Raw genomic sequence first — 14,225 nt, forward strand, 5'->3', positions numbered from 1 at the left:
CATGGCAAAGTATAACGAATACAAAAATCTGAATTACGCCAAAGTAGGCGAAGATGTACTGGCATACTGGAAAGAACACAACATCTTCCAGCGGTCAGTATCGACAAGGGAAGGGCACAAGCCTTTCGTGTTTTATGAAGGACCGCCGTCGGCGAACGGTACGCCGGGTATCCACCACGTGATGGCCCGCGCCGTGAAAGATATTTTCTGCCGCTACAAGACCCTGAAAGGTTTTCAGGTGAACCGCAAAGGCGGCTGGGACACGCATGGTCTGCCGGTAGAGCTACAGGTAGAGAAGGAGCTGGGTATCACGAAAGAGGATATCGGTAAGAAGATAACGGTAGAGGAGTACAACCAGCGCTGCCGCGAAACGGTGATGCGTTTCAAGAGCCAGTGGGACGACCTGACTGAGCAAATGGGTTACTGGGTAGACCTTGACAATCCGTACATCACCTTCGAGAACGAATACATTGAATCGATATGGGCCCTGTTGAAGCGCCTGTACGACAAAGGCTTTTTATACAAAGGTTATACCATCCAGCCTTACTCGCCGGGTGCGGGCACTGGTTTGAGTTCACACGAACTGAACCAGCCAGGTTGCTACAAGATGGTAAAGGACACGACCATCGTGGCGCAGTTCGAGGTGAAGAAAGTCACCCGCGATATGTTCCTGTTCGAGTACGAGGAAGAGAACGTGTTCTTCCTGGCCTGGACGACTACCCCTTGGACGCTTCCTGCCAACACGGCACTGGCTGTGGGTAAGGGTATCAAGTACGTGAAAGTGCGTACCTACAACCCCTATACCTACGAGCCGATTTCGGTAATCCTGGCCAAAGACTTGGTGAGCCGCTTCTTCAATCCGAAGGCAGATGGCATCCCGTTGACAGAGTATAGCTCCGGCGATAAGCTGATTCCTTATAAGATAGTAGAAGAGTTTACAGGCGCTGACCTGGCCGGTGTGGAATACCACCAGCTGATGCCGTACGTGCAGCCAGACAAGCCCGCTTTCCGCGTGGTAGTGGGCGATTTCGTGACCACCGAAGATGGTACAGGTATCGTGCACATCTCCCCAACCTTTGGCGCGGACGACTTTAGAGTAGCTGCCCAGAACGATATACCTGCGTTGTTGGTAGAGGACGAGAACGGTAAACCCATGCCGCTCGTGGACAAGCAAGGCCGCTTCGTGAAAGAGGTAACTGACTTTGCGGGCATGTACGTAAAGAACTACACCGGCGAAGACGAATCAGCCCCTGACTACAAGCCAACCGACGTACTGATTGCCATCAAACTGAAAGAAGAGGGCAGAGCCTTTAAAGTAGAGAAATACGAGCACACCTACCCGCATTGCTGGCGTACGGACAAGCCCGTGTTGTACTATCCGCTGGACAGCTGGTTCATCAAGACTACCGCGGTAAAGGACCGTTTGATTGAACTGAACAAAACCATCAACTGGAAACCAGAATCAACCGGTACAGGCCGTTTCGGTAACTGGCTCGAGAATCTGGTGGATTGGAACCTGTCGCGCTCGCGCTACTGGGGTACGCCGCTGCCTATCTGGAGAACCGAGGATGGCGAGGAGGAAATCTGCATTGGCTCTATCCAGCAACTGAGCGACGAGATAGACCGTGCCGTGGACGCTGGTCTGATGGAGGCTTCCGTGGAGATAAACGACCTGCACCGTCCGTATGTGGACAACATCGTGCTGGTGAGCGACTCCGGAAAGCCAATGCACAGAGAGACAGACTTGATTGACGTTTGGTTCGACTCGGGCGCTATGCCTTATGCACAGTGGCACTACCCGCTGGAAAACAAAGAAATATTCGAACAGAACTTCCCGGCAGACTACATCGCCGAGGGTGTTGACCAGACACGCGGCTGGTTCTTTACGCTGCACGCACTGGCTGTTATGCTGGAAGATAGTGTGGCTTACAAGAACGTAATCGCCAACGGTCTGGTGCTTGATAAGAACGGCAATAAGATGAGCAAGCGCCTTGGCAATGCCATCGACCCGTTCGAGATGATTGGCAAGTACGGCCCGGACGCTGTGCGCTGGTACATGATTGCCAACGCGCCACCGTGGGACAACCTTAAGTTCAACCCGGAGGGTGTAGTAGAGACACAGCGCCGTTTCTTCGGTACGCTGCAGAATACCTACTCTTTCTTCGCACTGTACGCCAACTTGGATAACTTCACGTTCGCCGAGGACGAAGTGCCATTGGAGCGCAGAACCGAAAGCGACCGCTGGATTATCTCCAAGCTGAACACGCTGGTAGCCGACGTAGACACTTTCTTAGAAGACTACGACCCAACCCGTGCCGCCCGTGCTATTCAGGATTTCGTGGTGGACGACCTGAGCAACTGGTACGTGCGCCTGAACCGCAAGCGCTTCTGGAAGGGCGAGTACAACGAAGACAAAATGGCCGCTTACCAGACGCTCTATACCTGTCTGGAAACAATTGCCAAGCTGGCTTCGCCTATCGCGCCGTTCTACGCCGAGCAACTGTACCGCGACCTGAACGCCGTGAGTGGCAAGCACAAAGAAGAATCGGTGCATTTGGCTTACTACCCGGAAGTAGAGCATTCGGCCATCGACAAGGATTTGGAAGAGCGCATGGCGCTGGCCCAGACCATTTCGTCGCTGGTGCATTCGCTGCGTAAGAAACACTTCATCAAAGTGCGTCAGCCATTGCAGCGTATACTTATACCTGTGCTAAACGACAAGACCCGTCAGCAAATTCAGGCGGTGGAAGACCTGATCATGAGCGAGGTGAACATCAAGCACGTGGAGTACATCGACGATACGTCAGGTATACTCGTGAAGAAGATCAAGCCGAACTTCAAGAAGCTGGGTCAGGTATTTGGTCCGAAGATGAAGCTGGTGGCTTCTGCCGTGCAGCAAATGAACCAAGAGGATATCGCCCACTTGGAGCGTGAAGGTGGTATAGAACTGCAGATAAGCGACGAGGAAACCGCCGTGCTGACACCGGACGACGTGGAAATCTCTTCGGAGGACATCCCGGGATGGTTGGTAGCCAGCGAAGGCAAGCTGACTGTGGCGCTAGACGTGACCATCACCGAAGAGCTGAAACAGGAGGGTATCGCCCGCGAACTGGTAAACCGTATTCAGAACCTGCGCAAAGACAGCAATCTGGAGGTGCAGGACAAGATACACATCGTGCTGCAGGCATCAGTAGCTGAGGTAAACGTCGCTGTAGAAAACTTCCGCGACTACATACAGGCCGAGACACAGGCGCTGAGCCTTGAACTGGCTGACCATGTGGTAGATGGCACACTTCTGGAGGTGGACGATTATCAAGTAAATATCCGTATCCGCACGGAAGCGGTTACTGCATAAATCAAAAGCCCTGGCTGTATAAAATGGCTAGGGCTATACCTTACACCTTTATCCTGCAGTGACGAACAAACTGGCTGCAGCCTAATTGACGAAACATGAAATATTGGAAGTACTACCTGGTGGCCCTTATCGTCATCATTATCGACCAGGCTGTGAAGCTCATCGTGCATTACAACATGGAAATGGGTATGCCAGGCGAAATCGTGCTCCTGGGTGACTGGCTGAAGCTACACTATACCCTGAACCCGGGTATGGCCTTCGGTGTGCAGCTCGGCTCTGACTATGGTAAGCTCATCCTATCGCTGTTCAGACTGGTGGCAGTGTTCGGTATTGCCTATTACATCTACCATTTGGTTAAAACGAAAGCTCCTAAGGGTTTGATCTGGTGTATCGGCCTGATTCTGGGTGGCGCTATTGGCAACCTGATTGACAGTACTTTTTACGGTGTGTTGTTTGACAATCACCCGTATGGTTCGCCAACACCGTGGTTTCATGGACAGGTAATCGATATGTTCTATTTTGATATCTGGGAAGGTATCGTTCCGAACTGGGTTCCGATTTTGGGCGGCAAACCCATGTCCTTGTGGCCAATTTTTAATGTGGCAGACTCAGCTATTTTCATTGGAGTACTAATCATCCTATTCAATCAGAAGCGCTTCTTCGCGCATTATGACGAGCCTGTAAAGAAACCAGCTACAGAACAACAGGGTTTGTAAGGTATAATTAAAGTAAACAAAAAGGCGGCTGCTCCATATGGAACAGCCGCCTTTTTATTGTGACAATCAGAAAGCTCTATAAGATGCCTAACCGCTCGAGTCTTGCTCTCAAATCCTCCGGCGATGTGAAATGGATTGATTCAATCCCTAATTGCTCGGCGGCTTTGATGTTGCGCAGGTTGTCATCGATAAACAGTGCTGCGGTTGGCTGCACTTTATACCTGTTGAGCAAGGTATGGTAGAAACTGTGGTTAGGTTTGCGGTCTTTCTCGGTACCAGAAACAACAATCCCATCGAACCAGTTGAGAAAATCGTAGCGCTCCAGCGCAATTGGGAAGAGTTCTGCTGACCAGTTGGTAAGGGCGTAAAATTTATGTTCACCACGGTTTTTCATCTCCCTGAAGATCTCGACAGTGCCTTCAATCGGGCCGCCTAGCATTTCCTCCCAACGGCCGTAATAGGCTTTGATATGCTCTTCATGCTCCGGATGTTTTGAGATCAGGTAGTCATTGGCTTCTTGTATCGTGCGACCACCATCCTGTTCTTCATTCCACTCAAACGTGCAGACATTCTCCAGGAAGTGCAGCATTTGCGCTTCATCATCGAAGATCTTGCGGTAAAGGTGATGCGGGTTCCAGTCAATTAAAACGGCGCCGAGGTCCCAAATGATGGTGCTTTTAGAATTTATCTTAGTAGGTGTACTATTACCTGTCAGCGTGTTTTCAGAAGTGTTCTTCATATGCTTTAGTGTCAATCTTAAATGTACTGCGAAAAACGAAAACAAGAAAGGCTTCGCAATCATTCAAAAAAGCTTATTTTTACCAGAAGCACCTTATCCCTTACCCTTGTCTATACCTACGCCTATACTGCAGGTCACGGATCTGAAAACTAGTTTCTCCACATGCCAGGGTACGGTGCATGCGGTGGAGGGGGTTTCTTTTACATTACATGCAGGGGAGGCAGTAGCAATCGTTGGTGAATCGGGATCGGGAAAGACGGTGACGGCATTGTCTTTGATGCAACTACTCGATACGAATGCACAGGTAGGAGGGAAGGTCGAGTTTCAATCAGAGCGACTGGGAGCGGTGGATCTGTTACAGCTAAAAGAGAACCAACTACAACAGATCCGGGGCCGTGAACTAGGAATGATTTTTCAGGACCCGATGTCGTCCCTTAACCCCGTCTATACCTGTGGAGAACAGGTGGCAGAAGTACTCTTGTGGCATCTGGATATTTCTAAAAAAGAGGCCAGGATGCGTGTATTGCAGCTTTTTGAGCAAGCTAAGCTCCCGAGAGCCAACCAAATTTACGACAGTTATCCACACCAGATTTCAGGCGGACAGAAGCAACGTGTCATGATTGCGATGGCCATGGCCTGTGAGCCGGCCATTCTGCTAGCCGACGAGCCGACTACTGCTTTAGATGTAACAGTGCAAGCCCGCATACTCTCGTTGATTGACGAATTGCGGGTAAAGCAAAACATGGCGGTGCTGTTTATTTCTCATGATTTGGGAGTAGTAGCCGAGATAGCTGACCGGGTACTGGTGATGTACAAAGGCCGTATTGTAGAGCAAGGCAGTGTACTCGATATCTTTACGAATCCGCAGCACCCCTATACCAAGGGCTTGCTCGCCTGCCGCCCCACACTCAGCACCAAGTCACAATCCAAGTTGCCGACTGTAGCCGACTACATGGTAGAAGATGAGCAGGGCAACATCCGCGAGAAGCAGTCGCAGGTATACGCACCATCTTTAGTGGATGTGGTAAACGCTTATGTCGGGACGGTCTCAGGTATAAAACAGCAGCGTGACAACAGCCAAAAGCCACCTCTGCTGCAAGTGCAGGACTTACAGGTATACTTCCCGATCAGGAAAGGAATTTTCTCCCGAACCTCAGGCTATGTGAAAGCAGTGGACGGGGTGAGCTTTGAAGTGAAGCATGGCGAAACTATTGCCTTGGTAGGTGAATCAGGCAGCGGTAAGACTACGCTGGGACGAGCGATGCTACGACTGGTAGAGCCGACAGCGGGAAGTGTGCTATTTGAGGGTGACGACATGTGCAGTATGAACGCTGAAACGCTGCGCCGGAACCGTCGTCATTTCCAGATGATCTTCCAGGATCCTTATACATCCCTCAATTCCCTGTATACTGTCGGAGAAGCCATTCTGGAGCCCATGCGTGTGCATAAGCTCTACAAAAATGAAAAAGAACGCCGTGGAAAGATGTTGGAACTCATTGATAGAGTAGGACTTACAGCAGGGTATGCACAGCGTTATCCACAAGCTTTCTCGGGCGGGCAACGGCAACGCATCGCTATTGCAAGGGCTTTGGCGCTGCAACCCAAACTGCTGATCTGTGACGAGTCGGTGTCAGCGTTGGATGTGTCGGTACAGGCGCAGGTGCTCAATCTGCTCAACGAGCTCAAACGTGATTTCAATATGACGTACCTTTTCATCACGCATGACCTGGCCGTAGCCAAACACATGGCTGACCGCATTCTGGTTATGCACGAGGGACGCATCGTGGAGCAAGGTATACCGGCACACCTTTTTCAGAATCCGCAGCATGACTATACGCGTTCACTCCTGCAAGCTATACCTGCCGGTACGCCTGAATCTATTGTAATAGCACAGGAAAAGCGGGCGAATTTGAAAACAGGGATAACACTTCACCAGGATTAATATACCCTTCCGTATAGCCTATATATAGAGTTTTCTCTATAAATTCACCTGAATTTAATTCAGCTTTAACCTTAGTCTGCCTTACGGGCGTATAGAGGCTAAACTATTTGAGTTAAAGAATAGCATGGCCTGAGGCGCGGTATACCTGCGCCGGCCAAAAGAAACAAGATACATGAGAAGTAAAAGACCAAGCAAAGGCGGCAGAGATAAAGACAGCCGCAACGAAAAAGGCGGCTCCCGCAGAGGCGAGTCTTCCAGAAGAGAACCATCCAGCAGAGGCGACTCACGCAGAGGTGAAGGCCGCAAAGGCAGTGGCAAAGACCGCTCAGCCAAAGGCATCGTACTGGAGATGTTCTCCAGCAGCCCTGACACTGTGTTCACGCAGCGCCAAATGACACGCCGACTGGGCGTGATCGATAAAAAAGGCCGCGACGAATTGCAGGTTATTGTCAACCAACTGGTGCGTGAGAACAAACTCTTGCTCATCGATGGCGACAAGTACCAGCTCAATCTGCGCGTCAACATCATTACGGGCCGTGTAGACCTGGCTAATAGTAAGTATGCCTACATCGTGTCTGAGGATATGGAGGATGACGTGCGTGTGTTCCGTGAGCACCTGAAATACGCCATGGATGGCGATAAAGTGAAAGTGGAAGTACTGCCTACCATGCAGGGAGGCCGTGCCGAAGGTATAGTCGTGGAAGTGCTCGAGCGCTCCCGTACTGAACTGGTGGGCATCATGGAGCTATCCAAAAACTTCGGTTTTGTAGTGCCTGACTTCAAGAAACTATACTTTGACGTGTTTGTGGGCGAACGCAACCTAAACGGGGCTGAAGCCGGCGACAAGGTACTCGTGAAGATCGTGGAATGGCCGAAGGAACCGGGCAAGAACCCGACGGGCGAAGTAATTCGCGTATTTGGTCCGGCAGGAGAGCACGAGGCGGAGATACACTCCATCATGGCCGAATTCGGGCTGCCATTTGAGTTTCCAAAAGAGGTAGAAGAAGAAGCTGAGCAAATATCAGATAAGATACCGGCAGGCGAAATAGCCAAGCGCCGTGACATGCGTGATGTGACTACCTTCACCATTGACCCTGCCGACGCCAAAGACTTTGACGATGCCCTTTCGATACAGAAACTCGAGAACGGCAACTGGGAAATAGGTGTGCACATTGCCGATGTAACGCATTACGTGCACCCGCGCAGCCTGCTCGAGAAGGAAGCTTTCCACAGAGCCACCTCGGTATACTTGGTGGATAGGACCATACCGATGTTGCCTGAGCGACTTTCCAACGGCCTATGCTCCCTTCGCCCGAACGAAGAGAAATTCACTTTCTCGGTGGTGTTTGAGATCGACGACAACGGTAAACTCTACGATACCTGGTATGGCCGCACTGTTACGTATTCTGATCGCCGCTTTGCCTACGAAGAGGCACAGGAACGCATTGAGACAGGCGAGGGCGACTTTGCCGAGGAAATCAATGTCCTGAACAACATTGCCAAGAAACTACAGGCCAAGCGCTTCAAAAACGGCGCTATCAGTTTCGAAACCACAGAGGTGAAGTTTAAACTGGACGAGAACGGCAAGCCGCTTTCCATCTATGTGAAAGAGCGCAAAGACGCCCACAAGCTGATTGAGGAATTCATGCTCCTGGCAAACAAAAAGGTGGCCGAGTTTGTCTACAACAAAGGCAAAGGCAAGAAGCGCCCGACCATGGTATACCGTACACACGGTTCGCCGGACCCTGACAAGCTGAGCACCTTCTCAATTTTCGCGCGCAAGTTCGGCTACAAAGTAGACCCGGATGGTGACATCTCCGAAGAACTGAACAACCTGACGCACGAGATAGAGGGCAAGCCGGAACAAAGCGTACTGCAGAATCTGGCAATCCGAACGATGGCCAAGGCCAAGTATAGCACCGAGCCTGAAGGGCACTTCGGTCTGGCATTTGACCACTACTCGCACTTCACATCACCTATTCGCCGTTACCCGGATATGATGGCCCACCGCCTGTTGCAGCACTATCTGGACGGGGGCCAGTCAGAAGACAAAGAGGCCTACGAGGAGCGTTGCCGCCATTCTTCTGAGATGGAGAAACGTGCCGCAGACGCTGAGCGTGCCTCTATTAAGTACAAGCAGGTGGAGTTCATGAAGGACACCATCGGCAACCAGTACAAAGGAATTGTGTCTGGTGTGACAGAATGGGGTATATTTGTGGAGATTGAAGAGAACAAGTGCGAAGGTATGGTGCGCCTGTCGAGTCTGAATGACGACTACTACGAGCTGGACGCGAACAACTACCGCATCATTGGTCGTCAGTCGAAGCGCATTATCTCGTTTGGCGACGAGGTGATGGTCGAGATTGTTAGCGCCAACATGGCCGAGCGCACCATCGACATGGAACTGGTAGAAACCCTTAAAACACACTAATACACCCTGTGGATATTACGCAGCTTTCAACCCAGATCACCCAAACCCTGAATACCCTCCGCTACGGCGATAACCCTGCGGAATTGTACGAGCCCATCCGCTATATCATGGCCTTGGGCGGAAAGCGGATAAGGCCCTTACTGGTGCTTCTGGCTGCAAAAATGTATGATGATGATGTGGAAAACGTGCTATTGCCCGCTGCGGCAGTGGAGGTTTTCCACAACTTCACGCTCATGCATGATGACATCATGGACAAGGCCCCGCTGCGTCGCGGTCAGCAAACCGTGCACGAAAAGTGGAACGCCAACACCGCTATCCTAAGCGGAGACGTGATGCTGGTGCGCGCCTACGAAATGATGCTGGGTATAGCACCCGACAAATTGGGCAAGGTACTGCAACTGTTCAGTAAAACGGCTGCCGAGGTATGCGAAGGCCAGCAACTCGACATGAATTTCGAGCGCCGTGAGCAGGTGAGCATTGAGGAATATATCCAGATGATCACGTTAAAGACAGCCGTACTTTTGGGTTTCTGTCTGGAACTGGGCGCCATCCTGAAGGGAGCCCCCGACAGCGATGCTGAGCACCTGAAGCAATTCGGTGATAATGTAGGCATTGCCTTCCAGCTGCGCGATGACCTGCTCGACGTGTATGGCGACAAAGACAAGTTCGGCAAACAGGTAGGCGGCGACATCCTATCGGATAAAAAGACCTTTCTGATGTTGACTGCCCTGGAGCAGGCTAACAACGAGCAACTGCAAACCATCTTAAACTGGCGCGATAAAACTGAGAGCGAAACAGCCGAAGAGAAAGTACAGGCCATCACTAAAGTCTACGATCAACTCAACATCCGGAAGCAAACTGAAGAGCAGATCGACCTCTACTTCCAGCAGGCTTTACAACATCTAGATGCTGTGCAGGTAGCAGATTCCCAAAAAGCAACGATCCGTGGCCTAGCTCTGCAACTAATGGAAAGAGACAATTAAAGAAGTTAAATTGCGGCTTGGCAATAGCAATGCTCAGGTATAGGCTCGGAGGTATACCGGTACATACCTGTAAGTATGGCAGGCTATTGAGAAAAAACTAATGGCATCTATTATGGAGCGTCTGAGAATGCAATGAATCACTCATTCACTCATCCGCATCATTTACTCAATCACTCATCCACTCATTCAAAATTAAAAAATGAGCGTTACCATCATCCTGATCATTATTACAGTAGGCATTTCTATGTATGCCTGGAAGAATTACGATTTGATGCAGAACTGGATCTTTCATCCTTACTCTGTAGCACGTGACAACTCATGGCACCGGTTCCTGACCTCCGGCTTCCTGCACGCCGACTACACGCACCTGTTCTTCAATATGTTTACGCTCTTCTTTTTTGGCAATGCCGTTGAGATGACATTTGGCACTATTTTCGGGGATGTGACAGGTATACTTATCTACATGCTGATATACCTGGGTGGTATTATTGTCTCGGATATACCAACTTACTTGAAGCACCGCGATGATCCTTCTTACCGTGCATTGGGGGCATCTGGCGGTGTAGCTTCAGTAGTGTTCTCAAGTATCCTGTTCTACCCTACGCAGGATATCTGTCTCTATGCGATACTCTGTATACCTGGTTTTATTCTGGGCATTCTATACCTGATGTACTCTTACTTCCAGGGTAAGCGCATGGGTGACAACATCAACCACGATGCCCACTTTTATGGTGCGGTATATGGTATGGTCATTAGCTTGGCTCTGGTACCCAAGGCAGGCCCTTTGTTTATAGAGCAGATCAGCAACTGGCGTTTACCTTTTTAAAGAGGAAGTATAATTGTACTTTGCTGGCGTGGTTCTTTAGGATTGTAAACGGGCTATAAAGCCTTGGATTCCGTATAAATGCAATAAGTAAGCATTAAAACGGATGAAATCGAAACTTTATTATCTATACCTTGGAATAGTACTTCTGATAGCCTATTTCTTATCAGCACAACGGGTGTCAGCGCAGGACCCACGCTTGGAGCGCACCACCATCATGCAGTATGTGATCGATGAGCGCCCTGTACTGGCTGAATTGCTGACCACTGCAGGTATGGCACCTGTGCTATCAGGCAGTACCTCCTATACCTTGCTAATGCCGTCGCAAGCACGGATGCAGGAACTGAAAGGCAAGTCAGTTGAAGAAATACGTGCCGCTATGGCCATGCATTTGGTAAAGGGAGCACTTACAGGTGCCGACTTTAAAGAAGGTAGCTATTTGCAAACTTATGGAGGGGAAAAACTCTATGTTTGCCGTAAGAATAATAATACTTTGTTGAATGGAGTGAAATTGCGCATAACAGAAGTTGCCCTGCGCAATGGATCGGTTTATGAACTGGAGGGAGGCCTGCAACCTTAAAAACAGAATATATTCTCTCAAAATGGAGAATTGTATTGTTTTACCTTCTATCAGCCTATTCATCCTTAGATAGGTATAATGCATTTTGCAACAAACTGCGTATGCTATACCACAGCCCTTCATGGATAGCAAAACGCATCATACCGACCCTTCAATTTCTACCCGGCAATATGTCGCGCGTAATTCGTGCTATGTATTAGCTTATGACAGTGTTAGGAACCGAATCTACTTCAGCATTTTAGGTTTTTGGAAGAATCCTGACAGTGTACCCGACTTTCTGAATGACTGGGATAAAGTGTTGCAACTGGTTTCGCCAGGGTTTAGCCTCCTGGTTGATATGCGCACTATGATCACCCATCCTCAGCAACTTAACAGCTTGCACGAGGAGTCACAGCACAAAGTAAAGGCAGCTGGGGTGAACAGAGTCGCCAATGTCATGCCCATTGATAAAATTGCTAGCCTACAGGTAAGCGATATAACATCCCGCAGTCATCTCTCACTGCAAATTTTTGAAACCTGTGAAGCCGCAGACAAGTGGCTGGATGAATCGCTGGTCTAACACCGTAGTTCTCACATCTTTTCTTTTTTGGTAGGGTATTTTTTTCCTGCCCGCTTATGCTTATCTTTTGTAACCGTTTAGGTATAAATGAAGTTAATAGCTACCAATTGCCCTGTTTTGATCAGAGCGATAAGCCTTTGCCTTCTGCCTGGCAGCGCTTGCGGGCGGTTCTATTCTTAACTTTTCTAGCATGACGTACGAGATTGGCGTAGTTCTGTCTGTGATAGCGGTAGCTGTGGTGCTTTTCGTCAGTGAGAAGCTCTCTATCGACACGACAGCCATTCTGGTTATGTCACTGTTTATGATGCTTGGCATCTTAACCCCCGCCGAGGGTCTTTCCGGCTTCAGCAATCCTGCCACCATCACAGTTGCCTGTATGTTTGTGATCAGCACGGCTATTTTCAAATCGGGTGCGCTGAGCAGTGTGGGGTTTTTGCTTACACGCGTAGGAAGGCGCAATCACCTGCTCTGTCTGTTGGCTGTCATGCTAGTGGCCGGCTTGCTCTCCGCGTTTATAAACGATACGGCCGTGGTCGCCCTCTTGATGCCAGTAGTGATACAGGTGGCCCGTGACACGCGCATTAGCCCGGCTAAGTTGCTGATGCCTCTTTCCTTTGGTGCGCTCCTGGGCGGTGTATGTACGCTTATCGGCACCTCCACCAATATACTTGTCAGCGGAATAGCCGAAGCCCAGGGAGAGGCGCCCATTGGTATGTTTGAGCTTACGTCGGCCGGTGTCTGGTTTCTGATCGTTGGGGTGCTATATATGCTCTTTGTGGGTCGTTTTCTGTTACCTAGTCGTAAGCTAGCGGATGACTTAACCGAGGACTTCAACATGGGCGATTATCTCACGGAGATAGTTCTCTTGCCTGATTCGCCCTCCGTAGGTATGCCGCTGAGCAGTTCCAGCCTTGTGCAGAATCTTGATATAGACGTGCTACAGGTGACACGTGACAAGTATAAGCTCAATGCCACGCCCTATACCATGCTGCGTGCGGGCGATGTACTGAAGGTTCGCTGCGACGTGGAAAAGCTTAAGAAGATGCAGGAGGAGAAAGGCATCAAGCTGAAATCAGAACGTAAACTGAAAGAAGAAGATCTGAATAACACTGCTTCTAAACTCTACGAAGCAATTGTGACCCCAAACTCTTACATGGTAGATAAATCCTTGAAAGAGCTTGATTTCCGGGCACACAACCATGGTGCGACAGTAGTAGCAATACGCCACCGCGACGAAATCCTGCACGAAAAGCTCACCCATACCCGCTTGTCTGCAGGCGATGTGCTCCTGATCTCCGCTGACCAGGACCAGGCATCGAATCTCCGCAATAACGAGGACATTCTTCTGATTTCAGAGACCGAACGGAGCCCCTACGATTACACCAAGATCATTCCTGTATTAATAATAGGTACGGGAGTCGTGTTTACGGCAGCCACCGGAATCGCACACATTGTATTGAGTGCTCTTGTCGGTGTTGTGCTACTGGTACTCACCAAATCGATCCGCCTCGATGAACTCTACAAGGCCATTGAATGGAAAGTGATTTTTATGCTGGCGGGGGTGCTTTCGATGGGCACAGCGCTGGAAAAGACTGGGGCTGCCGGCTTGCTTTCGAGTTATCTGGTAGAATACATTGGTATTTACGGGCCTCACGCACTGCTGTCTGCTTTCTTTTTTATCACGTTCATGTCCACCAACTTTATGTCGAACAACGCAACGGCCGCCCTGCTCGCCCCGATTGCTATTGTAGCGGCCAAAGAGATGGGCGTTAGTGTGCGACCGTTTTTGGTGGCGGTTACCTTTGCTGCATCCCTCAGCTTTATGACGCCCATGGGCTACCAGACCAACACCATGATCTACGGTCCGGGCAACTACCGTTTCACAGACTACCTGCGGGTGGGCACGCCGCTTAACCTGCTATTCTGGCTGCTCGCTTCACTTATTATTCCGTTCTTCTTTCCGTTCTAGATTGTTCCACGTGGGACAGAAAGTCGAGCAGTGCGTATAAAAGGCTTTTGGACATAGCCTGGTCCTGTCAGGTATAGATACTTCTGCCCTAAAGCTTACAATTATATCTGAGGGACAAGCTTAGGTAT

The 14,225-nt window shown here is 50.0% G+C and carries 10 protein-coding genes; 9 read left to right on the forward strand and 1 reads right to left on the reverse strand.

Annotated features, from left to right (window positions below):
* The first annotated feature begins 1 nt into the window (after position 1).
* Both ileS and AC5FX6_RS19235 read left to right on the forward strand, forming a co-directional pair.
* A complete protein-coding gene (gene ileS / locus AC5FX6_RS19230; RefSeq protein WP_493598585.1) occupies positions 2–3,355 on the forward strand; it encodes an isoleucine--tRNA ligase in 3,354 nt (1,117 codons plus the stop codon).
* Between the two features lie 95 nt (positions 3,356–3,450).
* On the forward strand, positions 3,451–4,071 hold the full coding sequence (locus tag AC5FX6_RS19235) for a lipoprotein signal peptidase (RefSeq protein ID WP_493598586.1): 621 nt from the start codon (positions 3,451–3,453) through the stop codon (positions 4,069–4,071).
* Between the two features lie 76 nt (positions 4,072–4,147).
* Here the strand turns inward: AC5FX6_RS19235 and AC5FX6_RS19240 are convergent, their stop codons facing one another.
* Positions 4,148–4,810: an HAD family hydrolase gene (locus AC5FX6_RS19240; protein ID WP_493598587.1), complete on the reverse strand. Its 663-nt coding sequence runs from the start codon at positions 4,808–4,810 to the stop codon at positions 4,148–4,150.
* A gap of 106 nt (positions 4,811–4,916) precedes the next feature.
* Here AC5FX6_RS19240 and AC5FX6_RS19245 point away from each other — a divergent pair, with 106 nt between their 5' ends.
* From AC5FX6_RS19245 to AC5FX6_RS19275, 7 genes are all read left to right on the forward strand, one after another.
* On the forward strand, positions 4,917–6,752 hold the full coding sequence (locus AC5FX6_RS19245; RefSeq protein WP_493598588.1) for an ABC transporter ATP-binding protein: 1,836 nt from the start codon (positions 4,917–4,919) through the stop codon (positions 6,750–6,752).
* 172 nt (positions 6,753–6,924) lie between these two features.
* Positions 6,925–9,183 carry a ribonuclease R gene (rnr, locus tag AC5FX6_RS19250; protein ID WP_493598589.1) on the forward strand — a complete coding sequence of 753 codons (2,259 nt, stop codon included), beginning with the start codon at positions 6,925–6,927 and terminating at the stop codon, positions 9,181–9,183.
* 8 nt (positions 9,184–9,191) lie between these two features.
* Complete coding sequence (locus tag AC5FX6_RS19255) at positions 9,192–10,166, forward strand: polyprenyl synthetase family protein (protein WP_493598590.1); 975 nt, start codon at positions 9,192–9,194, stop codon at positions 10,164–10,166.
* A gap of 199 nt (positions 10,167–10,365) precedes the next feature.
* Entirely contained in the window at positions 10,366–10,992 is a 627-nt protein-coding gene (locus tag AC5FX6_RS19260; RefSeq protein ID WP_493598591.1) for a rhomboid family intramembrane serine protease, read from the forward strand.
* A gap of 103 nt (positions 10,993–11,095) precedes the next feature.
* On the forward strand, positions 11,096–11,569 hold the full coding sequence (locus tag AC5FX6_RS19265) for a fasciclin domain-containing protein (protein ID WP_493598592.1): 474 nt from the start codon (positions 11,096–11,098) through the stop codon (positions 11,567–11,569).
* A gap of 121 nt (positions 11,570–11,690) precedes the next feature.
* Complete coding sequence (locus tag AC5FX6_RS19270) at positions 11,691–12,128, forward strand: hypothetical protein (protein WP_493598593.1); 438 nt, start codon at positions 11,691–11,693, stop codon at positions 12,126–12,128.
* Between the two features lie 190 nt (positions 12,129–12,318).
* Positions 12,319–14,097 carry an SLC13 family permease gene (locus tag AC5FX6_RS19275; protein ID WP_493598594.1) on the forward strand — a complete coding sequence of 593 codons (1,779 nt, stop codon included), beginning with the start codon at positions 12,319–12,321 and terminating at the stop codon, positions 14,095–14,097.
* Positions 14,098–14,225 lie beyond the last annotated feature (128 nt).

This window comes from Pontibacter sp. LHS2, assembly GCF_058932845.1.

Excerpts from the sequence above, each read along its gene's own strand:
- ileS (WP_493598585.1), top strand. The coding sequence starts at position 2 with ATGGCAAAGTATAACGAATACAAAAATCTGAATTACGCCAAAGTAGGC.
- AC5FX6_RS19235 (WP_493598586.1), top strand. The coding sequence starts at position 3,451 with ATGAAATATTGGAAGTACTACCTGGTGGCCCTTATCGTCATCATTATC.
- AC5FX6_RS19240 (WP_493598587.1), bottom strand. The coding sequence starts at position 4,810 with ATGAAGAACACTTCTGAAAACACGCTGACAGGTAATAGTACACCTACT.
- rnr (WP_493598589.1), top strand. The coding sequence starts at position 6,925 with ATGAGAAGTAAAAGACCAAGCAAAGGCGGCAGAGATAAAGACAGCCGC.
- AC5FX6_RS19260 (WP_493598591.1), top strand. The coding sequence starts at position 10,366 with ATGAGCGTTACCATCATCCTGATCATTATTACAGTAGGCATTTCTATG.
- AC5FX6_RS19265 (WP_493598592.1), top strand. The coding sequence starts at position 11,096 with ATGAAATCGAAACTTTATTATCTATACCTTGGAATAGTACTTCTGATA.
- AC5FX6_RS19270 (WP_493598593.1), top strand. The coding sequence starts at position 11,691 with ATGGATAGCAAAACGCATCATACCGACCCTTCAATTTCTACCCGGCAA.
- AC5FX6_RS19275 (WP_493598594.1), top strand. The coding sequence starts at position 12,319 with ATGACGTACGAGATTGGCGTAGTTCTGTCTGTGATAGCGGTAGCTGTG.